General features: G+C 62.8%; 15 protein-coding genes, 1 pseudogene and 1 riboswitch. Of the genes and pseudogenes, 15 read left to right on the forward strand and 1 reads right to left on the reverse strand.

All coding sequences use genetic code 11. The features are described from left to right. Positions 1-249 precede the first annotated feature (249 nt). The 11 genes from eccD (at position 250) to F0Q45_RS07130 (ending at position 17,294) form a co-directional block, all read left to right on the forward strand. Positions 250-1,761, forward strand: a complete 1,512-nt coding sequence (eccD, locus tag F0Q45_RS07075; protein ID WP_149653267.1) for a type VII secretion integral membrane protein EccD — start codon at positions 250-252, stop codon at positions 1,759-1,761. After that, a complete protein-coding gene (mycP, locus tag F0Q45_RS07080) occupies positions 1,739-3,508 on the forward strand; it encodes a type VII secretion-associated serine protease mycosin (RefSeq protein WP_149653268.1) in 1,770 nt (589 codons plus the stop codon). Before eccD ends, mycP begins: the two co-directional genes overlap by 23 nt. Further along, positions 3,505-4,716 (forward strand): type VII secretion protein EccE, encoded by a 1,212-nt coding sequence (gene eccE / locus F0Q45_RS07085; protein WP_149653269.1) that lies wholly within the window; start codon positions 3,505-3,507, stop codon positions 4,714-4,716. Before mycP ends, eccE begins: the two co-directional genes overlap by 4 nt. Continuing rightward, positions 4,713-6,545: a type VII secretion AAA-ATPase EccA gene (eccA, locus tag F0Q45_RS07090; RefSeq protein ID WP_149653270.1), complete on the forward strand. Its 1,833-nt coding sequence runs from the start codon at positions 4,713-4,715 to the stop codon at positions 6,543-6,545. The genes eccE and eccA overlap by 4 nt, the downstream gene beginning before the upstream one ends. Positions 6,546-7,360: 815 nt before the next feature. Further along, positions 7,361-8,644, forward strand: a complete 1,284-nt coding sequence (locus F0Q45_RS07095) for a PPE family protein (RefSeq protein WP_149653271.1) — start codon at positions 7,361-7,363, stop codon at positions 8,642-8,644. Positions 8,645-8,792: 148 nt separating this feature from the next. Beyond that, on the forward strand, positions 8,793-9,974 hold the full coding sequence (locus tag F0Q45_RS07100; protein ID WP_149653282.1) for a PPE family protein: 1,182 nt from the start codon (positions 8,793-8,795) through the stop codon (positions 9,972-9,974). Between the two features lie 126 nt (positions 9,975-10,100). Continuing rightward, positions 10,101-10,271: riboswitch (M-box (ykoK) riboswitch) on the forward strand. Positions 10,272-10,826: 555 nt separating this feature from the next. Next, on the forward strand, positions 10,827-12,032 hold the full coding sequence (locus tag F0Q45_RS07110) for a PPE family protein (protein ID WP_306439426.1): 1,206 nt from the start codon (positions 10,827-10,829) through the stop codon (positions 12,030-12,032). A 1,041-nt stretch (positions 12,033-13,073) separates the two neighbouring features. Further along, positions 13,074-14,381, forward strand: a complete 1,308-nt coding sequence (locus F0Q45_RS07115) for a PPE family protein (RefSeq protein ID WP_149653273.1) — start codon at positions 13,074-13,076, stop codon at positions 14,379-14,381. 36 nt (positions 14,382-14,417) lie between these two features. Next, positions 14,418-15,833 carry a PPE family protein gene (locus tag F0Q45_RS07120; protein ID WP_149653274.1) on the forward strand — a complete coding sequence of 472 codons (1,416 nt, stop codon included), beginning with the start codon at positions 14,418-14,420 and terminating at the stop codon, positions 15,831-15,833. Between the two features lie 229 nt (positions 15,834-16,062). Then, positions 16,063-16,386, forward strand: a complete 324-nt coding sequence (locus tag F0Q45_RS07125; RefSeq protein ID WP_149653275.1) for a DUF732 domain-containing protein — start codon at positions 16,063-16,065, stop codon at positions 16,384-16,386. A gap of 176 nt (positions 16,387-16,562) precedes the next feature. Further along, positions 16,563-17,294, forward strand: coding sequence for an MgtC/SapB family protein (locus tag F0Q45_RS07130; protein ID WP_149653276.1), 732 nt, complete (start codon positions 16,563-16,565; stop codon positions 17,292-17,294). Positions 17,295-17,296: 2 nt separating this feature from the next. Here the strand turns inward: F0Q45_RS07130 and F0Q45_RS07135 are convergent, their stop codons facing one another. Then, the gene (locus tag F0Q45_RS07135) at positions 17,297-18,496 is read right to left on the reverse strand and encodes an NAD(P)/FAD-dependent oxidoreductase (protein WP_149653277.1); all 1,200 of its coding nucleotides are present in this window, start codon (positions 18,494-18,496) and stop codon (positions 17,297-17,299) included. Between the two features lie 419 nt (positions 18,497-18,915). Here F0Q45_RS07135 and F0Q45_RS07140 point away from each other — a divergent pair. The 4 genes and pseudogenes from F0Q45_RS07140 to F0Q45_RS29090 form a co-directional block, all read left to right on the forward strand. Continuing rightward, positions 18,916-19,482: pseudogene (locus tag F0Q45_RS07140) on the forward strand (hemerythrin domain-containing protein). Positions 19,483-19,552: 70 nt separating this feature from the next. Beyond that, positions 19,553-20,497, forward strand: coding sequence for a sterol desaturase family protein (locus F0Q45_RS07145; protein WP_188112825.1), 945 nt, complete (start codon positions 19,553-19,555; stop codon positions 20,495-20,497). 103 nt (positions 20,498-20,600) lie between these two features. Further along, positions 20,601-21,269 carry an Rv1815 family serine proteinase gene (locus F0Q45_RS07150; protein ID WP_149653278.1) on the forward strand — a complete coding sequence of 223 codons (669 nt, stop codon included), beginning with the start codon at positions 20,601-20,603 and terminating at the stop codon, positions 21,267-21,269. 173 nt (positions 21,270-21,442) lie between these two features. After that, positions 21,443-22,467, forward strand: a 1,025-nt coding sequence (locus tag F0Q45_RS29090) for an FAD-dependent oxidoreductase (protein ID WP_262490900.1), incomplete at its 3' end; no start/stop codon positions are given.

The raw sequence follows: 22,467 nt of genomic DNA on the forward strand, positions 1-22,467 counted from the left end.
TGCGACAACATTTTCAAACATAAAATGCGAGCCGGATGCCAACCCGGCATACTGCTTTAGTATTGGGTGCAAAACTGAAAACAGACGTCAACCACAACAATTTAGTCGTGAGGCGAGGCAAATGAATTCGGAGTTGGTCGAGCCGCAACTCACCCGAGGCGACGAGGCCTTGATGAGTACACCGACAAAGCCCCGGGCTCGGCTGAAGCCACGGGCTACGACGTTCGCCACGGCAGGGGGTGCAGGACGATGACCGCAGTAGCTGATGCGCCACAGACTGAACTTGAGGGCGTCTCGTCGCCCCGGTCGGTTGTGGTCGGCATTATGGCTGGCACCGGTGTCCAGATCGGCGTGCTACTGGACGCCAACGCGCCGGTTTCCGTGATGACCGAGCCCCTGCTGAAGGTGGTGAACAGTCGCCTCAGGGAACTCGGCGAGACCCCGCTGGAGGCGACCGGGCGCGGGCGCTGGGCGCTATGCCTCGTCGACGGCTCCCCGCTGCGTGCCACCCAGTCGCTGACCGAACAAGACATCTACGACGGCGATCGACTGTGGATCCGGTTCCTTTCCGACACGGAGAAGCGGTCGCAGGTCATCGAGCACATTTCCACTGCGGTCGCGTCCAATCTCAGCAAGCGGTTCGCCGCGATTGACCCCGTCGTGGCTGTCCAGGTCGGGGCGTCGATGGTGGCGACCGGCGTGGTTCTGGCGTCGGGGGTGTTCGGCTGGTGGCGATGGCATCACAACACGTGGTTGACCACCATTTTCGGCTCAGTGATCGCCGTGCTGGTGCTGGCGGTAGCCATGCTGCTGTTGATGCGCGCCAAGACCGACACCGACCGCCGCATTGCCGACATCATGCTGTTGAGCGGTCTTGCTCCGCTGACCGTGGCGACGGCGGCGTCCCCCCCTGGTCCGGTCGGGTCACCGCAAGCGGTGCTGGGCTTTGGCGTACTGGCTGTTTCCGCCACGTTGGCGCTTCGGTTCACCGGTCGCCGCCTCGGTATTTACACCGCCATCATCACCATCAGTGCGCTGGCGACGATCGCAAGCCTGGCCCGAATGGTCGCGGCGGCTAGTGCGGTGACGTTGTTTAGCTGCATGGTGCTGGCATCCGTCATTCTCTACCACGCCGCACCTGCGTTGTCGCGGCGGCTAGCCGGGATCCGGCTACCGGTGTTCCCGTCCGCCACCAGCCGATGGGTGTTCGAGGCTCGCCCGGACCTGCCCACCACAGTGGTGCGGTCCGGCGGGGGCCCCGCAACCCTGGAAGGGCCGGCGTCGGTGCGCGATGTGGTGCTGCAAGCCGAACGCGCTCGGTCATTCTTGAGCGGTCTGCTGGTGGGTCTTGGCGTCTTGATGGTGGTGTGTTTGACCGCGCTATCCAACCCACACGCCGCGGAGCGTTGGCTGCCGCTGCTGCTTGCTGGATTTACCGCCGGCTTCCTCCTGCTGCGCGGCCGCTCGTACGTTGACCGGTGGCAGGCAACTACCCTGGCAGCGACTGCGGTGATTATCGTCGCTGCGGTTGTCATCCGGTATGCGCTGGTATTGGCCTCGCCGTTATCGGTGTCGATCGCGGCGACGATGTTGGTCCTGCTGCCAGCGGCAGGTCTGACGGCCGCAGCGGTAGTGCCCAACACCATCTACAGCCCGCTGTTCCGCAAGCTCGTGGAATGGATCGAATACCTCTGCCTGATGCCGATCTTCCCGCTGGCATTGTGGTTGATGAATGTCTATGCAGCGATTCGTTATCGGTAGCAGCAAGTTGCGGCGTGGTCGCGGCCCCGCCGCGGCCTTCGCCGCAATTCTGCTTGCTTCGGGTGCGTTAGCCGGCCTACCACCCGCATACGCGATTTCACCTCCGACAATCGATCCCGGGGCGTTGCCGCCGGACGGTCCGCCGGGACCGATGGCGCCGATGAAGCAGAATTCCTACTGCACCGAGGTCGGCACATTACCCGGTACAGACTTTCGGTTGCCGCCCAAGTACATGGACATGCTCAACCTCAGCGAGGCATGGCAATTCGGCCGCGGCGAGGGGGTGAAGGTCGCCGTCATCGACACCGGTGTAACACCACATCCGCGGCTGCCACGCCTGATTCCCGGGGGCGACTATGTCATGGCAGGCGGTGACGGGTTGTCGGACTGCGATGCCCACGGCACCATCGTGGCGTCGATGATCGCCGCAGCTCCGGCCAGTGGCGCGATACCACCGCCAGCAGTCCCACGACGGCCCGTCACCATTCCCACGACGGAGAAGCCGCCGCCGCCACAGACTGTGACGTTGTCGCCGGTGCCACCTCAAACTCAGACCGTGACCATGGTTCCGGCTCCTCCGCCGGAGGAAGGAGCAGCGCCAGGTGCGGCACCCGCCCCGCCTGGGCAGCAGGCTCCGGCAGCCAACCACGGTGCTGGCACGGTGACCATACCCAGCTACTCAGGTGGCGGGCAGGCGATCTCCGTCGACAACCTACACCCGCTGGCGCCAACACCAACGCCGTCTCCACCAGCACCGGCACCCAGTCCATCGGCAGCACCCCCGCCCGATGCATTTAGCGGGATCGCCCCGGATGTCGAGGTCATCTCGATCCGCCAATCAAGCCAGGCATTCGGTCTCAAAGACCCGTACACGGGGGACGAAGACCCGCAGACGGCACAAAAGATCGACAACGTCCAGACGATGGCGCGAGCGATCGTCCACGCTGCCAACATGGGCGCTTCGGTGATCAACATCTCCGATGTGACCTGCATGAGCGCCCGCAATGTGATCGATCAGCGGGTGCTGGGTGCAGCAGTCCACTACGCGGCCATCGATAAGAACGCGGTGATTGTGGCCGCGGCCGGCGACGGCAGCAAGAAGGACTGTAAGCAGAACCCGATCTTCGATCCGCTGGCGCCCAATGATCCCCGCGACTGGAACGGAGTCACCACCGTGGTGACACCATCGTGGTTCAGCGATTATGTGCTGACGGTCGGTGCCGTCGATACCAACGGTCAGCCGATGAGCCAAATGAGTATCGCTGGACCGTGGGTGTCGATCGCCGCGCCGGGAACCGACGTGGTCGGGCTCTCGCCTCGAGACGACGGCTTGATCAATGCGATCGACGGGCCGGACAACACCTTGCTGGTTCCGGCCGGAACCAGCTTTTCAGCCGCGATCGTGTCCGGAGTGGTTGCCCTGGTCCGCGCAAAGTACCCCGAATTATCGGCCTACCAGGTTATGAATCGAATGATCCATACGGCCCGGCCGCCGGCCCGCGGCGTGGACAACCAGGTCGGATACGGTGTGGTCGACCCAGTGGCAGCCCTGACCTGGGATGTGCCCGAGGGGCCGGCTAAGCCACCGAAGCAACTATCGGCACCGCTGATGCTGCCGAAGCCGTCCGCCGAGCGCAATATGGTGCCAATATGGGTGGCTGCGGGGGGTTTAACCGGTGCACTACTGATAGGCGGTGCGGTGTTCGGTACGGCGACATTGATGCGGCGATCACGGAAGCAGCGATGAAAGCTCAGCGTAGATTCGGATTGGCTTTGTCGTGGCCGCGATTGACGACAGTGTTCTTGCTTGACGTGCTCATTTTGGTGGTGGCCAGCCACTGCCCAGAATCGTGGCAAGGCGAGAATCGTGTGGCATGGTGGGTCGGCGTCGGTCTTGCGGTATTGGTGACCTTGTTGTCGGTTGTCACCTATCACGGGATCACGATGACCTCAGGTATCGCTGCGTGGGTGTGGGATTGGTCTGCGGATCAGGGCGAGGTATTGAGCGCCGGATGTACGCCGGCGATCGACTATCAGCGGCGTTTCGGGCGTGACACCGTCGGAGTGCGTGAGTACCACGGCCAGCTGGTCACGGTGATTGAGGTGGACGGCGGTGAAGCCGATCAGTCGGGTCGACACCGTCATCGAACCCCGCAGTCGGCGGTCCTGCCGGTGGTCGCGGTTGCTGACGGCTTGCGCCAGTTCGATATTCAGCTCGATGGCATCGACATCGTGTCGGTGGAGATGCGCGGCGGCGTCGAGGCCGCCAGAGCTTCGGCTTCATTGGACGAATGGGGCCCTGAGGAGTGGGGAGTGGTGGGTGATCAGCCCGCCGCCAACCGTCGCCGTACGTGGTTGGTGCTACGGATGAATCCGCAGCGCAACGTGGCCGCAATCGCCTCTCGTGATTCGTTGGCCTCGACATTGGTGGCAGCGACCGAGCGGCTGGTACAGGATCTGGATGGTCAAAGTTGTGCGGCGCGGCCCTTGACTGCTGACGAGCTGACCGAGGTCGATAGCGCGGTGCTGGCCGACTTAGAGCCGGCACGGACTCGTCCAGGTTGGCGCCATCTCAAGCATTTCAACGGTTATGCCACCAGTTTTTGGGTTACGCCGTCGGACATCAGTTCGGAGACGCTAGATCAGTTGTGGTTATCCGATGCCCCCGAAGTAGGGGCCACGATCTGCACGGTACGACTCGCGATGCGGCGCGATCGGACTCAGATATCGGCGTGGGTTCGGTACCACAGCGACGCGCGGCTGCCCAAAGACCTATCGACGGGACTAAACCGGCTCACCGGCCGTCAGTTGGCGGCAGTGCGGGCGAGTTTGCCGGTACCGGCAATCCGTGCTCGACTGGTCGTGCCTGCTCGAGACGTGCGTGACCATGACGAGTTGGAACTGCCTGTGGATCAGTTGCGGGAGCACGCAACCAGCTCGTCACCGGGGCAATGACCCGCCCACAGTCAAGTGCTGACGATGCCCGCAACGCTCTAGTCGCCGGTCTGCTCGCCTCCGGTATTTCGGTCAATGGGTTACAGCCCAGCCACAACCCGCAGGTGGCGGCACAAATGTTCACCACCGCTACCAAGCTGGATCCAGGGATGTGCGATGCCTGGCTGGCGCGGATCCTCGCCGGCGACCAGAGCCTCGCGGTACTTGCCGGCGCCTGGGCGGCGGTCAGAACATTCGGTTGGGAAACCCGCCGCCTCGGCGTTACAGACTTGCAATTCCGTCCCGAGGTCTCCGACGGATTGTTTCTGAAACTGGCGGTCACCAGTGTAGATTCGCTGGCCTGCGGGTATGCTGCGGTGCTCGCCGAGAACAAGCGCTACCAGGAGGCCGCGGACCTGCTCGACGGTGCCGATCCCCGTCATCCATTCGACGCTGAGCTGGTTAGTTATGTCCGGGGCGTCCTGTACTTTCGCACCAAACGCTGGCCCGACGTGCTCAACCAGTTTCCGGAGGCAACGCCGTGGCGTCATCCCGAGCTGAAGGCTGCGGGCGCGGCGATGGCCACCACGGCACTGGCCTCGTTGGGGGTGTTCGAGGAAGCATTCCGGCGCGCTCAAGAAGCCATCGAAGGAGACCGGGTACCCGGCGCAGCCAACATCGCGCTGTACACCCAGGGGATGTGCTTGCGCCACGTCGGCCGCGAGGAAGAAGGCGTCGAACTGCTGCGTCGCGTGTATTCGCGCGATCCTAAGTTCACCCCTGCGCGCGAAGCACTGGACAATCCCAACTATCGGCTCGTCTTGACCGACCCCGAGACGATTGAGGCACGCAAAGATCCCTGGGATCCGGCCACTGCACCGACCCGTGCTCAAACCGAGGCTGCGCGCCATGCCGAGATGGCCGCGAAGTACCTGGCGGAGGGGGATGCCGAGCTCAACGCCATGCTGGGCATGGAGCAGGCCAAGAAAGAAATCAAGCTGATTAAGGCGACGACCAAGGTAAACTTGGCCCGCGCAAAGATGGGGCTTCCAGTCCCAGTGACATCGCGCCACACTTTGTTGCTGGGGCCGCCCGGTACCGGAAAGACTTCGGTGGCAAGGGCATTCACTAAGCAGCTGTGCGGATTGACCGTATTGCGCAAGCCGATGGTGGTAGAGACCAGCCGTACCAAGCTGTTGGGCCGCTACATGGCAGACGCCGAGAAAAACACGGAAGAGATGCTCGAGGGAGCACTGGGCGGGGCGGTCTTCTTCGACGAAATGCACACCCTGCACGAGAAGGGGTACTCCCAGGGCGATCCCTACGGCAACGCGATCATCAACACACTGCTGCTGTACATGGAAAATCATCGCGACGAGCTCGTGGTCTTCGGCGCGGGCTATGCCAAAGCCATGGAAAAGATGCTTGAGGTCAATCAGGGTCTGCGGCGGCGCTTTTCGACGGTTATCGAGTTCTTCAGCTACACGCCGCCAGAGCTGATCGCACTGACCCGCTTGATGGGCCGAGAGAATCAAGACGTTATTACCGGCGACGTAGCTCAGGTGTTACTGCCGTCGTACACCAAGTTCTACAACGACCAGAGCTACTCCGAAGACGGCGATCTGATCCGCGGTATCGATATGCTCGGTAATGCCGGCTTCGTGCGCAACGTCGTCGAGAAGGCCCGCGACCACCGTAGCTTCCGCCTTGACGATGAAGACCTCGATGCCGTGCTCAACAGCGAGCTGACCGAATTCAGCGAAACTCAACTGCTCCGGTTCAAAGAGCTGACGCGCGAAGACCTGGCCGAAGGCCTCAGTGCTGCGGTCGCCGAGAAGAAGACGAGCTAGCCGTCTTCTCACCCGCGCAGCTAACCTGATCCGCGAGTGTGATCTGAACCCACGACGAAAACGGCGGCGCCGCATTCGACCGTCTCGACCTCCGCGAGTCGCGTTGACCGGGCATCGGTCGCAATGTCACGATGACGCTTGATGCGCTTCGCCAGCCACACTTCGCAGACGCAAATAGGGCCTTGAAATCGGAATTGACGTCGAACCTGCAAACACGCTCGCGGTGCGCTGGTTCGACCTCTGTATGGATTGAACCCAACAAGCCTCGGGCAACGCTTTTCCCGGATACGCTGTATCCTGCCAAAGCTTTCACGAGCGGGCCGTCGCGTCTGGCAAACTTCGCTAGGTGGCTTCATCGCAATTTGCGAACCGCGGCGGCACCGCAAGGCCGCCGAATCCTGACGGGAGGTGGACGGGAAGCAATTAACCGTGGCTATGCGAAGTCGATGACCGTTTATCCGATCCGGTCATGGCAGTCGTTCCGCCGTCTGAATCGACTGGCGCCGAGTACCCGAGAACATGAGCGCAGTGATTATGCCCGTGCAATCGGCAATTCCCCGACACCACCACCGCAGCGGCAGGCGCCAGAACCCGGGTCGGACTATCTCGAAGAGGAGAAAGTCCGATGTCTTTTATTGGGACACAACGGGGTTTGCTCGTGGCAGCGACCGATGAACCGCAGCAGGCCGGCGGTGCGGTCGGCGCCCGTAACGCGGCGTCATCAGACTTGCCGCCCATACAATTCCCTATGAAGGCCGCCACCGGCTCGTATCGGGCTGCCCACGCAGGCTGGGTCGTTTAAGGGGGTGTCGGCAATGGATTTTGGAGCATTACCACCGGAAGTCAACTCCCTGCGCATGTATTCCGGGCCTGGTTCGGCGCCGATGCTGGCTGCGGTGACGGCCTGGGATGCGCTTGCCGCAGAGCTACGCTCAACGGCAGCCGCGTACGAGACAGTGATCTCAGTGCTGACCAGCGACGGCTGGTTGGGGCCAGCGTCGGAGTCAATGGAAGCCGCAGTCACCCCCTATCTGGCCTGGATGAGCATCACCGGAATGCAGGCCGAGCAAACTGCGCGTCAGGCGGCAGCAGCTGCGGGTGCGTTCGAGGCTGCATTCGCCATGACGGTGCACCCAGCCGAGGTAGCGGCTAATCGCGCTCAGCTAGCGGCCCTGGTTGCCACCAACATGTTTGGTCAAAACACACCCGCGATCGCGGCTACTGAGGCGGCATACGGCGAAATGTGGGCTCAGGATGCGGCCGCGATGTACGGCTACGCTGCCGGCTCCGCCACGGCTTCGACGTTGACAGCGTTCACCGAACCGGCACAGACAACCGATCCGAGTGGGCAAGCCAGCCAAGCCGCGGCGGTCACTCAAGCCGCCGGCGGTGCAGCGAACAGCCTCACCCAGACTGAGCTGCCGCAACTTATGTCCTCGGTGCCCGGGAGCCTCCAAGGGCTCGCTTCACCGGCGGCCGCGTCGCCGCTGGACGCCATTCCCGGGTCAGGCCTGCTCGCCGACATCCTGAACTTCCTGGATGGGAACGATGGGAACCCCTACGGGATCTTCTTGAACTCCTCGTTGGTCAATGGCTTCGTCTCCGCTGGGTATGTCAGCCCTGCCATTGTGATCCCCGCGGTCTGGGCGGGCATGGCCGATATCAATGCGGTCGCACTCGGCGCCCAAGGAAGCGCACTACCGCCCATGGGCTCCGGCGAAGGCAACCCATCGTGGATACCCGCGGCCTCGCCGGACAGCCCAATAAATCTGCCTATCCTCAACGAGCTCGCCGCGGAGGGGACGATGAGGTCGCCGGGGGTGGCCGGCGGCGTGTCAGCCGGCATGAACGAGGCGGCGCTCATCGGGCGAATGTCGGTTCCGCAGAGCTGGACGGCGGCGACCGCAGTGGCCAACCACGCCGGTGCTGCTGCACCAGGCGGTGGATGGACCAGTTCCGCCATTGCGCCCGAAGCTGCAGCGGGCATGCCCGGCGTACCCGGCATGCCCGCTCCTGGCGCCTACGGACATAACTTCGGCAATGCACCACGATACGGATTCCGGCCAACCATAATGGGCCGCCCACCAGCCGCTGGATGACGGTAGCGAAGACACCGCGACACCGGCGCTCGGTGCCTGCAAGTGTGCCATCGAAACCAACCACACGACATGGTCATTCAACACACGGCTCGAGGAGGTGTTGACAACGGATTTCGCAGTACTCCCGCCTGAAGTCAACTCCTCGCGCATGTATTCGGGCCCGGGCTCGGCGCCACTGCTGGCTGCTGCGACGGCCTGGGATGGCCTTGCCGCGGAGATGCATTTGACCGCAGCCGCATACGAGTCGGTGATCTCGGCGTTGGTCGGTGAAGGCTGGCTGGGGCCCGCATCGGCGGCGATGGCGGCTGCGGTCGCCCCGTACGTGACATGGATGAGTGTCACGGGCCTGCAGGCCGCGCAGACTGCCAGTCGGGCCGCGGCGGCTGTGTCGGCTTTTGAAGCCGCATTCGCCATGACGGTGCCACCTGCTGTTGTTGCGGCGAATCGCGCACGCTTGATGGCGCTGGTGGCCACCAATTTTCTGGGCATAAACACGCCTGCGATCGCGGCTACCGAGGCCGAATACTTCGAAATGTGGGCTCAGGATGCGACGGCGATGTATGGGTACGCCAGCAGTTCCGCGGACGCCGCAGCGCTGAGCCTGTTTTCCGAACCCGCACAGACCACCAATCCGTCCGGGCCGGCCGGCCAGGCTGCAGCCGTTACCCACGCGGCCGGTGCCGCGGTGGGCAGCCTCACGCAGACGGAGTTACCGCACCTCATGTCCATGGTGCCGGCAAGTTTACAAGGACTCGCGTCGCCAGCGGCGGCGTCGCCACTCGACGCTATTCCGGGCTCGGGTCTGCTCGCCGACATCCTCAACTTTCTCGATGGAAGCGACGGGAGCCCCTACGGGGTCTTCTTGAACTCCTTGTTGTCGAATGGCGTTGTGTCGGCGGGATACACGGCTCCCGGGGCGATCATGCCCGCCGTCACGGCCGCACTGGCCGACATCAATGCGCTGGCAGAAGGCGGGGCGCCGGAGGTCGCGCTGCCCCTCATGGGCCCGGAGCCCGGCGATGCCGCGTGGACGAGGGCGACGGTCGCCCGGTCGGGAGTCGGGGCCATCGGAGCTGGTACCAACCAGGCGGCGTTGATCGGGCGATTGTCTGTTCCACCGAGCTGGGCAGCGGCCGTCGAGGTCGCAGATCACGCCGGTACGCTTGCCGGCGCGAACACGCCCAGCACCGCGGCTAGCGTGCAAGCCGGTACGGGCATGCCCGGTATGCCCGGCGTGCCGGCTGGCGGCATCTACGCGCGCAACTTCGGCAACGGTCCTCGGTACGGATTCCGGCTGACCATCATGCCCCGCCCGCCGGCCGCCGGATAGCTCCGGCAAGACTTCACATCTCCGGTTAAGTCACGCCAGCGTGTGCGCAGATCTCCTCGACTCACATTGCCCATGTTCGGGATGTTGGGTTGACTCCTGCCGCGGGTAGTGCCACGATGACCTTCGCATGCACCTCGCTAGGTGAGGCGTCTGCACGGATATAGGCCACTGACCTCGAACGTCGAAAGACGCCCAGGGTCAGGACAGCTCTTCCCGGCTTAAGGGTTGAGCCCAAGTGGCTTCCGGTTTAGCCGGATACGCCGTGTGGTGCCAAAGCTCTGACGAGAGGGGTGCCGCGCTCAGTGGTTCTACTGGGCTCTCATCCTTGCGTGCCGTATGCCTGGCATCCCCGTGTGCCCCGGCCCCGAGGAGGTGAGCGGAATGAGTCCCGACGATAGTCCGTATCCGAGATCGACGAGCACTTCGTTCCGATCCGGCCCCGGTGCCGTTTTCGCTACCTAAGCGCGTTCGCCTGATTCTCTGACCTGCACGGCTCCGTCGTGGAAGCCGTGACAGTAGAGCTTGCGAATAGCGACATCGATAAGGGTTGGGTCTCTGTCAAGAGGTCCTGATGTCGTCTGCAATGAGCCATCCGAAGGCACCCGCGTCGGCCGTCGGTGGCTTGCACCGGGCCGCAACGGCTCGGCGTACAGCAGCACCAGCACCCGCAACGACCAGACCGCCGTCCGCTACAGATCACCGGGAATCAGCCTCGCACATAGCAGATTTCGACGTTCAAGCGGCGAAGCGCCCACCGGCGCAGCCGCCGACGATAACTGTTCACGAGGCCGGTTCCCAAGCGACCACGCAAAGCACTACCCCCCTCACAGCCGATAAGAAAAGAGGCCAAGGATGACTGCCGCAATGGACTATGCAACGCTGCCACCGGAAGTCAATTCGGGGCGTATGTATGCGGGGCCAGGTTCGGGCCCAATGCTCGCCGCAGCTTCGGCGTGGCAAGGCCTAGCCGCAGAATTACGTGTCACCGCAGGGTCCTATGGAGCGGTACTCGCCGCGCTCACCGGCGAAGAGTGGTACGGCCCCGCATCTGCATCGATGGCAGCCGCCGCCACACCGTACGTGGCATGGATGAGTGCTACCGCCGTACAGGCAGAACAGACCGCGATACAGGCACAAGCCGCCGCCGGAGCCTACGAAGCCGCGTTTGCCGCTACGGTGCCCCCATCCTTGATCGCGGCCAACCGCACCCAGCTGGCGGCACTGATAGCGACCAACATTTTCGGTCAGAACACTCCGGCGATCGCGGCAACCGAGGCGCAATACGCCGAGATGTGGGCGCAAGACGCCATGGCCATGTATGGCTACGCCGGTTCCGCGGCTGCCGCGACACAGCTGAGCCCCTTTTTCGAGCCGCAGCAGACGACCAGCGCCACCGGGCTGGCCGCCCAAGCAGCTGCGCTTAGTCAAGCCGCCGGCACGTCTGCCGCTAACCAGCAAAGCACGCTGTCGCAGTTGATCACCATGATTCCTAGTGCATTGCAGGGACTATCAGGATCAACCAGCGGCACATCATGGCTGCAAGTGATTTGGGACCTGCTGACTGGTTCTGGACCTGCTTGGTGGCAGGCCTTCTGGAACGCCTGGGGGCCCAATGCGAATGTTTGGAACACCATCACTTCAACTGGCCTCTTCGTGCCAGGTAGCACGTTTGCGCCATTCATGGCCAGCGTGCTGGCTGGTGCGGCAGCGGCGGATGCGACTCAGGATGTAGGAGCTGCCGCGGCTGAAGTTGGCAATGCGTTGGCGGGCCCGGGCGCGGCCGCCGGCGGGTTCGGAGGAGCCGTTTCGGCCGGATTGGGCAACTCGGGAATCATCGGGACGCTGTCGGTGCCGCCAACATGGACCGCGACCGCACCGCTGCCTAGCCCGCTGGGCACGGCGTTGGGTGGCACGCCGATGATCGCCCCGCCGCCTGCAGTGGCCGCTGGCATGCCTGGCATGCCCGTCGGCAACATAGGGGGCCAACCCTTCGGACGTGCCGTGCCACAATACGGCTTCCGCCCTACTTTCGTCGCGCGGCCCCCGGCGGCGGGATAACGGCCGGAAACTTCGAGTAAGCTCGCTCAAAGTCCGAGGCGCGGTGATCTAGCACGACAATAGAACCGGCTGGACGTGTCCGACGGTAACGGCCTCTCAGCGATCTTTTAGCAATCAGTCAGCTGACTGGTAGGAGTTTGTTGATATGAGTCGCCACATCGTGTGTACCCTCCCCACAGGTGGGCAGAACGCATCACGACCGAGCCGAACTGTGGTTGCGGGCGCGGTAGGGGCGGCAGCCGTGGGCGCGCTCAACGCAGGGCATATTCCTGAGGGCCGGATGCGTGTCGAGGGGAGGAGTTGATGGCCGATGCAGCGCGATTTTCCAGACGGTTCACCAGCAGGCCACCCCGCGCGGCAAAAAGGTTGCGATTTGCCGCAAAATCAAACCTAATTCGGGGAGGCGATGCAGCTGCGATATCGGACGACAATGCGGCAAAAGAATTAACTGCTCAAGCCGACGCTACGGCTACTATCTTAGGTTTCGTATAATCGCAAGCTGAGGCAAATGGATAATGTGTATATTCTTGCACAACAATAAAATCAGACCGCAAGAGCAAATTGGCTAATCGCATATGATCCGTCGTGTCGGTTCACTGTCCGATGGTCCCTGGTTTGCAGTTAATCTCAGGTAAATTGCTTGACCTGATTGGCTAGTTAATTTGCTCCATCGGTTTCTGCAGGCTGCTGACTACTCTATTTACTGAATGCGGTGATAGCTGGATGCCGAGCTCACGGTCACGAACAAGCAGTGACACCTACATTTAACATCGCGATTACCTGGCGGGAATGCAAACGCAAATACCTTTGGGCAAGGTATACAAATTATGTGCGCAAGGATGGTTCAACTCGAGGCCGTCGCTTAGCCTTCGCAGAAGTCTTCTTGCCAGCAAGAGCGTAGCTCGGTCCGTCAAACATGGGGAGCCTTATCACGAAACAGCAGCGTGATGTTTGATGAGTTGGATAAGAGCTGACGCAACTGCCTGCAGAACTACACGACCGTGATTACTATGGTAGTCAGCTAAGAGCCGGAGGCAGCAAATGTTAGATTTTGGGGCGCTCCCGCCGGAGATTAACTCGGGGCGGATGTACGCGGGAGCCGGTCCAGGCCCGATGTTGGCTGCGGCTGAGGCATGGGTCGAGTTGGCAGCCGAGTTGCAGTCGATGGCGGCGTCGTATGGGTCGATCATCGAGGGTCTGATCGTGGGACTGTGGACCGGCCCGTCCTCCATCGCGATGGCTACCGCGGCTGCGCCGTACGTTGCCTGGATCAATACCACCGGCGCTTTGGCTGAGGAGGCCTCCGCGCAGGCGAACCTGGCGGTCGCCGCCTACGAGACCGCATTTGCGGCGACAGTGCCACCGCCGGTCATCGTGGCCAACCGCGCGTTGCTGATGACCCTGATCGCCACCAACATCTTCGGGCAGAACACACCGGCGATCGCAGCCACCGAAGCCGAGTACATGGAAATGTGGGCACAGGACGCCGCCGCGATGTACACCTATGCCGCCTCCTCGGCGACGGCCTCTCAATTGACCCCCTTTACCGAACCGCCGCCGGCCACCGACCCGGCGGCGGCGGCCGGCCAATCCGCCGCCGTGGCTCAGGCAGCCGGCACCGCGGCCGGCTCGGATATCACCGCGCAACTGTCGCAGCTGATGGCCTCAGTGCCCAACGTTCTGCACAACCTGGCTACATCCGTCGTGTCGTCGCCGACGAGTCCGTCGGCGGCTTTGCCCGCATCCTTCTTCCCTTTGCCTCCTCTGCCGCCCTGGCTGGCAACCGACATCGCAAACTGGAACACGATCATGACTACCCTGACCGGGCCATTTTCGGTGCAAGGAATCACCGCCATTCCGGGTGGCGTGTTCCTGTCGTTTGGGCAGGTTTACGCCTACGTGCAAAACGCGCAGGGTCTGCAAGCCTTTTTTGCTCCGGCAAAACCCATTGCCGGAGCCCTGGCGCCTATCGCCGATTCGCTTTCGTTGGGGGCGAATCTGACTTCTGCCGGCACAGCAAGCGATGGCACCGTCACGGGGGCGATGGGTCGTGCTGCCCTGGTGGGAAGCATGTCGGTGCCGCAAGGTTGGACCCAGGCCGCCCCCGCAATCAGGCTAATCTCCTCGCTACTACCCGCCGACCTGGCCGCCGCTCCAGCCGCCGCGGTGCCCGGTGAGGCAGGCGTCTTCAGCCAGATGGCGCTGTCCAGCTTGGCCGGACGAGCCCTTGGTGCCACTGCGTTCGGCTCCGGAGGCAGCGGATCAGCGGCAAGCTCACTAAGCGGTGCGGCCGCCGAAGCTGATCCCGCGACAGCCACCATCATCGTGATCCCGGCACTCGACGACTGACCATCCAGACGCACCCAACCAGGTAGGGACTCAGACATGTTTTATGCAGCGTTTCCACCGGAGATCAACTCGGGCCGGATGTACGCCGGTCCCGGCTCGGGCCCGATGCTGTCCGCCGCGACCGCCTGGGACGGACTGGCAGCCGAATTGCAGTCCATCGCCGCCTCCTGTGCGTCGGTCATCAACAGCGTGACCAGCGGCCCCTGGGTAGGTCCGTCGTCACTGGCCATGGCAACCGCGGCGGCACCTTACCTGACCTGGTTGCAAAGCACCGCCGCTACGGCTGCCCAAGCAGGGACTCAAGCTGCGGCGGCGGTCAGCGCCTATGAAACGGCGTTTGCCGCGCACGTGCCACCGCCGGAGATCGCGGCCAACCGCAGTCAGCTCGCGTTGTTGGTGGCAACCAACCTCTTTGGGCAGAACACAGCGGCAATCGCGGCTACCGAGGCGCAATACGGCGAAATGTGGGCCCAGGACGCTGTCGCGATGGACAGCTACGCAAGCTCATCGGCAGCCGCCAGCCAGGTAACGCCGTTCACCGAGCCGCCTCAGGTAGTCAGCGCCGCTGGACTCGCCAGCCAAGCGGTGGCCGCGGGGCAAGCCGCCGGGACCTCGAGCGGGACTACCGCGCAGGCGATCACGGCGTCTGGCGGACCGATCTCGTGGCTACTGCAATTGGGCGCCGACCTCAGCACTGGCTACAACCAGGCTGTCAGCAGTCTCCTGAACACCCTGTTCGGCCCTACCGGAGCATCCACGTACATCTCCCTGTTCACGGCCGTCAGAGCGCCGCTCGGCTTCACCACGGGATTCAACGACATCGGGCTGCTGGTCAACTTTCCCGCATCGCAGTTCCTCAAGTTCGCTCCGCATTCGGCTGCGGGTGGGCTTGCCCAGATCCCGAAAGACGCGCTGGGCGGCGGGCTCGGACTTGCGCCGCACTGGGGCCGCGGCTGGCTCACCAGCGCGACACCGGGCGATGTGACAGCGCATTGGGGACGCGGAACCTTGGTCGGGTCCTTAACGGCTCCACCGAGTTGGGCCGCGGCGACCCCAGCCATCAGGACCGTTGCCGCCGCATTAACGGCAGCCGGGCCGGAGGCCGTTCCCGCTGCCGCGCTCGGCGAGGGCGGCCTGCTCAGCTCAATGTCGTTGGCAGGCATGCTCGGCAGTGCTTTTGGCGCCGGAGCTCCCAGCGCAGTCAACCGCGCCGGCGCACGGGGCCATATTGCCCCGCTCAAAGACCTCAAAGATGCCACGTCACCGGAAAAGCTGAAGCGTCTGGTCGCGCAAATATCGGAGAAACCCGAAAGCGTGCAACACCACAGGGTTGACCCGGAAGGCCTTGACAGCTTGCTCGAGCAACTGGCAAAAAAGCCCGGCATCCACGCAGTGCACCTGTCGAAGGGCGACAAGCCCAAAGTCGTGCCGTCGGATACGCAGTTGGGCTAGTTCAAGGATCAAGCCGCTTGCTTGGTGAACTCTTATGCCAACCGTTGTAAAGACACGGGAAACCGCGCCCCAGTGCCCCAGCAGTATCGAGATCTATTCCGGCCAATGACTTCCGTCCTATTCCGGATGCCATTAGCACAAGCGCTATTGTCGAAAGCAGCCACGAACGGCAGGTTAGGCACTACCTGGCAATTTCGCGGTTGCTTGGGGGGACAGGAGAGTATAAGCGATGAAAAAATTGCTGGCGGTGCTCGGGGTGGCTGCGGCAATCGGCCTTGCCGCACCTGTCTATGCCGATCCGGAGGAGCCTGACGGCGGTGATGACGCGGGCTTCCTCACGGCCCTGCAACAAGTTGGCATCACCTATCCCAGCCCGGCTCAAGCCATCGGCTCCGCCAAAGCAGTGTGCGGGCACCTGGACAACGGCCTATCGGGCCTGGAGCTCGTCCATGATGTGAAGGTCCACAACCCCGGATTGACTATGGATGCCGCGGCCCAGTTTGCCGTGATCTCGGCGAAATACTACTGCCCCCAACACCTCAGTCACGTCTGATTCAAGCCAGCACCGAGCGGCGCTTCAGCTGACGCCCGGTGCCGTCGGCAGATCCACTGTGCAACAAGTAATCCCCGCGCCAGTAGGCAACCGATTTGCCTTGGCTCCACCCGCTGTTAACCCACATGTGCTTAGCTGACCCCTCCATCCTAGCGGCGGAAAAGGAGTGCAGCGCTGTGCAGAACCTCAGCGTCGTCGAATTCGCGCTCCGGCTCGCCGTCGGTGTGGGTTGCGGTGCCCTTATCGGCCTCGAGCGGCAGTGGCGGGCGCGCATGGCCGGACTGCGTACGAACGCTTTGGTGGCGACCGGAGCAACTCTGTTCGTGCTCTATGCCGCCGCCACCGAGGACAGCAGCCCAACGAGGGTCGCATCCTATGTAGTGTCGGGAATCGGGTTTCTCGGTGGCGGGGTAATCCTGCGGGAAGGTTTTAACGTCCGCGGCCTCAATACGGCGGCCACCCTGTGGTGCTCTGCAGCGGTGGGTGTGCTGGCCGCTTCTGGACACCTGGTGTTCGCATTGATCGCCACTGGCACCGTCGTCGCCATCCACTTGCTCGGGCGCCCACTAGGCAGACTGATCGACCACGACAACACCGTCGACGATGACGAAAGCTTGCGGCCCTACCAGGTGCAGGTAGTCTGTCGCCCGAAATCCGCGAAGTACGCGCGCGCCCAGATCGTTCAACATACCGCCAGCAACGACATCATGCTGCGCGGCATTCATATCGGGCAGGCTAGTGACGACAACATCGCATTGACCGCCCACCTCTTGATGGGCGGCCACACGCCGGCCAAGCTGGAGCGATTGGTGGCCGAGCTGTCTCTGCAGCCCGGAATATACGCAGTGCATTGGTACGCCGGCGAGCAGACTAATTCAATGGCGCCCACTCCACAGCCGACTGACTGAGCCTAGGGCTGAGCCTGCAGGTCCGGGGCGGCCGCCGCCAACAGGTCGGTGCGACTTCGGTTGAGCGGTGGGTAGATCCGCTGTGTGTTTATGATCCGCTTAGTAGCCTTGGCCTGCGCACCACGCGACACCACGGTCCGATCCCACCCTTCGGTATATACCGCGCCAGCTGGTCCCAAGTCAAGAACCGTTACGTACCAAGGGATTCGAAGAGCCAACAGTGGCTGATCGAACAGATCGCTGATGACGTTGTAGCCGGCGTACCGACCCATCGGTCGCCCATGCTGACACGACATCACCGACACATGTTCGTCGTCCATCTTGGCAACAGCCACGTCACCAGCAGCGAAGACGGCCGGTAGCCCAATCACGCGAAGGTAGTCGTCGACCACAACGCGACCCAGGCGGTCGTGGGCCGCCGGTAGTTGCTCGGCAAGCGAACTGGCCCGCATTCCAGCACACCACACCACCGTCGCGGCTGCTAGCTGCTCACCCGACGATAGCGTTACGCCAGCCTCGCTGACCTCGTCAATGCTCACCCCAGTTCTGATTTCAACTCCGTTGCCGGCCAACGCTTCTTCGATGACCGGACGCGCCGAGGCGCCCATATCAGAGCCGACCGAGGAGTTGTGATCAACCAGCACCACTCGGGGTGTGACATCACTGCCGACGAACAACGCGCCAAGCCTGCCCGGCAGCTCGCAGGCTGCCTCGATTCCGGTCAATCCAGCACCCACGACGACGACGGTGGCCGTTGCTATCGTCGGTGGGCCAGCGGCCAATGCCTGCAGGTGATGCTGGAGCCGCATTGCGCCGTCATAGGTATCGACATCGAACCCGAACTCTCGCAGACCCGGTAGGGCGGGTTTGACCACCTGACTGCCCGACGCGAGCACCAACCGGTCGTAAGCGTATCTATTGCCACTCGACGTAGTGATGCTCCGTGCGTCGGTGTTGATGCCCGTCACTGCTGTCGTGATGTGCGCGACACCCGCCGGGTCAAGCAGGTCGGTAAGCGGGATCCGGCATGGGCTCAGGTCCGCTTCATAGTTGCGAACCCTGATGTCATGGAACGGCTTGTCGCTCAACACCGTTACATCAACTGTCCCAGACGGGACGCCTAGCTGGTCGAGCCGTCGGGCAGCGCCCAGCGCTGCCCACAGCCCCGCGAAGCCGGAGCCGATCACGAGCACCTGGGTCAACGGATCAGCACCTTACGCGGGTGAGCCGGTGCCGCGACGGCATCGCGGCAGGGCAGGTGCATTGACACCAGTACACCTCCGTCCAGTTTCACGCCATCAACTGTCGAGTCCTTGGCACAGCGCCAGGCCGGCAACGGCTGATTGTTCAGGATATTCGACGCTAACCGGCGCCGTAAACTTGGGTAGATCGGGCGAAATCAGTTGAGCAGCAACAGCATAGGCTGTTCCATTAGGTTCGGCAGGAGCACCGCCACGGTTGGTTGGCGCGACGCGCCCCATGCGGCTGAAGTGGGCAGCAGCCGGGCAGGCCCCAAACGCCTTCCCAGGTCGCGGGTTCCCGCGCTGTTCCGGTCGCACTCAACCCGGGTACTCCCGACGCAATTAGCGCAGAGCCCGGGACAAAACGAAGGAAATTCCACATGACTGAGATGTTGGTCGAAACCCCCAGGGAAGTCGTCAAGTTCCGCAAAGCTCAGCACGATCTGATCAAGGACGTGTCCGATGAGGTGCTGCACGCATCGGATTCCAAAGCCCGCGAGGCCGCGTTTCATGATTTGCGACAGCTTCTGGCTGTGCACGAGACCGCCGAGAAGATGATCGTTCATCCGCGGGTGCGCCGCGAAATTGCTGCGCGGACGACATCGTCGATGCCCGCCAGCTAGAAGAGCGCCACGCCAAAGAGCTGCTTTCGAGGCTCGAAAAGCTCGACATCGATTCGCAAGAGTTGATCGACGAGCTCACCGAGCTGCAGCATGCGGTCACCGTGCACGCTGACAATGAGGAACAGGACGAGTTTCCTAAGCTGCAGCGCGAGCTCGACTCCGGACAGCGGCACCGCATGACAAAGGCTGCGCAGACGGTCGAGCCCATCGCACCGACGAGGCCATCCCCCGGGGGGTGGAGTCGGCAAAGCTGAACTTCGCGGTGGGGCCTTCGCGTCACTGCTTGACCGCGCCCGCGACGCGATCTCCAAGGCCATGGGGTAGACCGTTCTCGTCGTTCGAGATGTCGCCGCCGATCTAGGCCGCCACTCGGCTTTTCAGTAGTCTGACTAATGTGAGTGCTTCGACAGGCTTCCTCGCGGTGCTATCCAGCGAATTGCGGGACCCGGTGCTGTACGCCATCCCATTTTTTCTCTTCCTTCTGGTCGCCGAATGGACCGCCGCCCGCAAACTGGGGGCAGTCGAGGCGGCCGCGACCGGCAAGGTCAGGCCGGCGTCGGGCGCCTACTTTGGTCGCGATTCATTAGCCAGCATCGCTATGGGGCTGGTTTCGATGGCCACTACGGCAGGCTGGAAGAGCCTAGCTTTGCTTGGCTATGCAGCTATCTACACCTATGTTGCCCCATGGCAGCTTTCGGCACGCCAGTGGTACACCTGGATCATCGCCATTCTAGGCCTTGACCTGCTCTATTACACCTATCACCGGATCGCGCACCGAGTCAGGTTGATTTGGGCTACCCACCAAGCGCACCACTCCAGCCAATATTTCAATTTTGCCACAGCGTTGCGCCAGAAGTGGAACAACAGCGGGGAGATCCTCATGTGGATCCCGCTGCCCCTCTTGGGGGTGCCGCCCTGGATGGTGTTTTTCGCCTTTTCTGTCAGCCTGATTTACCAGTTCTGGGTGCACACTGAACGAATCAACAAGCTGCCGCGGTTGTTCGAGTTCATCTTCAACACCCCGTCACATCACCGCGTGCACCATGGGATGGACCAGATCTACCTGGATAAGAACTATGGAGGCATCCTGATCATTTGGGACCGGCTATTCGGTAGTTTCCAGGCCGAGATTTTCCGCCCGCATTATGGCCTGACCAAGCCGGTGACCACATTCAACATCTGGAAGCTGCAGACCCGCGAATACGTCGCGATCGCGCGCGACTGGCGTGCGGCGACACGGCTACGTGATCGGCTTGCTTACGTTTTCGGACCGCCGGGCTGGGAACCTCGTGCGCCCGCCGCGACCAGGGTTGATGTCTCGCTGGCCACGCTGCGGTAACGCAGCCGCCAGACGGCGCGAAAGTCTTACCGTCGGGGTCAATGACCCCATAACCTCAACCCGCGCCCGGTGCCATGCCGGCCTTGACGGATCGGAGTCCACGGTGCGCCGCTTGGCATTGCGCGCATTAGCTGTATCAGTAGCTGCCGGGGCGCTCGCCTTCGGGATGTCATGGGCGACCGCGAACGCCGACCCGACCTTGGTATATCCCGGCATGGAAATTCACCAGGACGCCCACATCTGCACCCTGGCGTACGTAGACGTTAAACAGCGAATGGCCTTTACCGCGGGGCATTGCCGGGGCGAGGGTACGGTCACCGACCGAGACAATAACGTCATCGGCCACCTGCGAGCATTCCGCGACAGCACACCAAGCGGTACCACTGTTTCCACCGACCAGTCAATCGATGACTACGAGGCAATTACGCTGGTCGACGGGGTCAGAATGAGCGATGTGCTGCCTGGAGGGCGCCAGCTGACATCAAGACTGGGATCGGTGGTCGAACGTGGTCAAGCGGTCTGCCATTTCGGCATCAGCACCGGTGAAACGTGCGGAATCGTCGAAAGCGTCAACAACGGGTGGTTCACCATGTCCGGCGGGGTAGCCAGCCAGAAGGGCGATTCCGGCGGACCGGTCTACTTGGCCGGTGGCGGACCCGGGCAGCTCATCGGAATCTTCAACAGCGTCTGGGGACAATTTCCCGCCGCGGTCTCCTGGCGGACCACCTCTGATCAGATCCGCCAGGACCTCGGAATCCCAGCCCCGGATTAGCAGCGCTCCGCCCACGGCGGCCACGTCGGGGTCAGTGCTAGCCGACGTCGGGACTCAGACAGACGCCAACTAGAACGTGTTCACCCACCGTTTCGCGGAAGCCGCCGCTGGTGTCGAGCAAATTCTGCCTGCGCTCTTTCTGGCGTCAAGCCGCTGGGATATTCTGCGAGACGATGAACCTAACCGTTCAGTCGGTGACACAGATCGCGTGGGTGACGACGGACCTGGATGCCACCGAGGCCGCGCTCACCTGCCTTTTGGGCGCGCGGAAGTGGGTCCGAATACCCGACGTGCACTTTGCTCCCGATGCTTGCAGCTATTACGGCAAGCCCGCCGATTTCGTCGCGAGCATCTCGCTGAGCTATCTCGGCGACATACAGTTGGAACTCATCTCGCCGGTTCATGGCGAAAATATCTATAGTGACTTCTTGCGGGACTGCGGCCCCGGCCTGCACCACATCTGCTTGGAGGCCGAAAGCCCGCACCGGCTGGAAGTCGCCCTGGTTGAGGCGGCCAACCACGGCGCTACCGTGGTGCAGCGCGGCATCATGCCCGGCGGAATTGAATTTGCCTATCTAGCAGCACCGCATGCCGGGGGTGCCGTTTGTGGAGATCGCCTATCTCTCCCCGGAGATCAAGGCGTTCTACGACTACGTAAAGCAGGAGCAGCGGTGAGCATCGACATGCCGGCGACCGTCAACGCATACGCGGTGAAAACCTGGTCAGATGACGTCGATGTAGTGGTGATCGGTTTCGGCATCGCCGGCGGCTGCGCGGCGGTGACGGCGGCTGCGGCGGGCGCCCGGGTGTTGGTCTTGGAGCGCGCCGCCGTAGCAGGCGGCACCACGTCGCTGGCCGGTGGACATTTCTACCTGGGCGGGGGGACCGCGGTCCAGCAGGCCACGGGTCATCCCGACTCGCCTGACGAGATGTACAAGTACCTGGTCGCGGTGTCGCGCAAGCCCGATCACACGAAGATCCGCGCCTACTGCGACGGCAGCATCGAGCATTTCAACTGGCTCGAAGATCTGGGTTTTCAGTTTGAGCGCAGTTATTTTCCGGGCAAAGCGGTGATCCAACCCAACACCGAAGGGCTGATGTACACCGGCAACGAGAAGGTTTGGCCATTCCTTTTAACGGCGGTGCCCGCACCCCGCGGCCACAAGGTACCGGTACCCGGGGACACCGGTGGCGCCAG

Origin of the sequence: Mycobacterium simiae, from assembly GCF_008370645.1 — a bacterium.
Classification (GTDB): Bacteria; Actinomycetota; Actinomycetes; order Mycobacteriales; family Mycobacteriaceae; genus Mycobacterium; species Mycobacterium simiae_A.

Coding starts and splice junctions, on each gene's coding strand:
- eccD (WP_149653267.1), top strand. CDS start 250: ATGACCGCAGTAGCTGATGCGCCACAGACTGAACTTGAGGGCGTCTCG.
- mycP (WP_149653268.1), top strand. CDS start 1,739: ATGCAGCGATTCGTTATCGGTAGCAGCAAGTTGCGGCGTGGTCGCGGC.
- eccE (WP_149653269.1), top strand. CDS start 3,505: ATGAAAGCTCAGCGTAGATTCGGATTGGCTTTGTCGTGGCCGCGATTG.
- eccA (WP_149653270.1), top strand. CDS start 4,713: ATGACCCGCCCACAGTCAAGTGCTGACGATGCCCGCAACGCTCTAGTC.
- F0Q45_RS07095 (WP_149653271.1), top strand. CDS start 7,361: ATGGATTTTGGAGCATTACCACCGGAAGTCAACTCCCTGCGCATGTAT.
- F0Q45_RS07100 (WP_149653282.1), top strand. CDS start 8,793: ATGTATTCGGGCCCGGGCTCGGCGCCACTGCTGGCTGCTGCGACGGCC.
- F0Q45_RS07110 (WP_306439426.1), top strand. CDS start 10,827: ATGACTGCCGCAATGGACTATGCAACGCTGCCACCGGAAGTCAATTCG.
- F0Q45_RS07115 (WP_149653273.1), top strand. CDS start 13,074: ATGTTAGATTTTGGGGCGCTCCCGCCGGAGATTAACTCGGGGCGGATG.
- F0Q45_RS07120 (WP_149653274.1), top strand. CDS start 14,418: ATGTTTTATGCAGCGTTTCCACCGGAGATCAACTCGGGCCGGATGTAC.
- F0Q45_RS07125 (WP_149653275.1), top strand. CDS start 16,063: ATGAAAAAATTGCTGGCGGTGCTCGGGGTGGCTGCGGCAATCGGCCTT.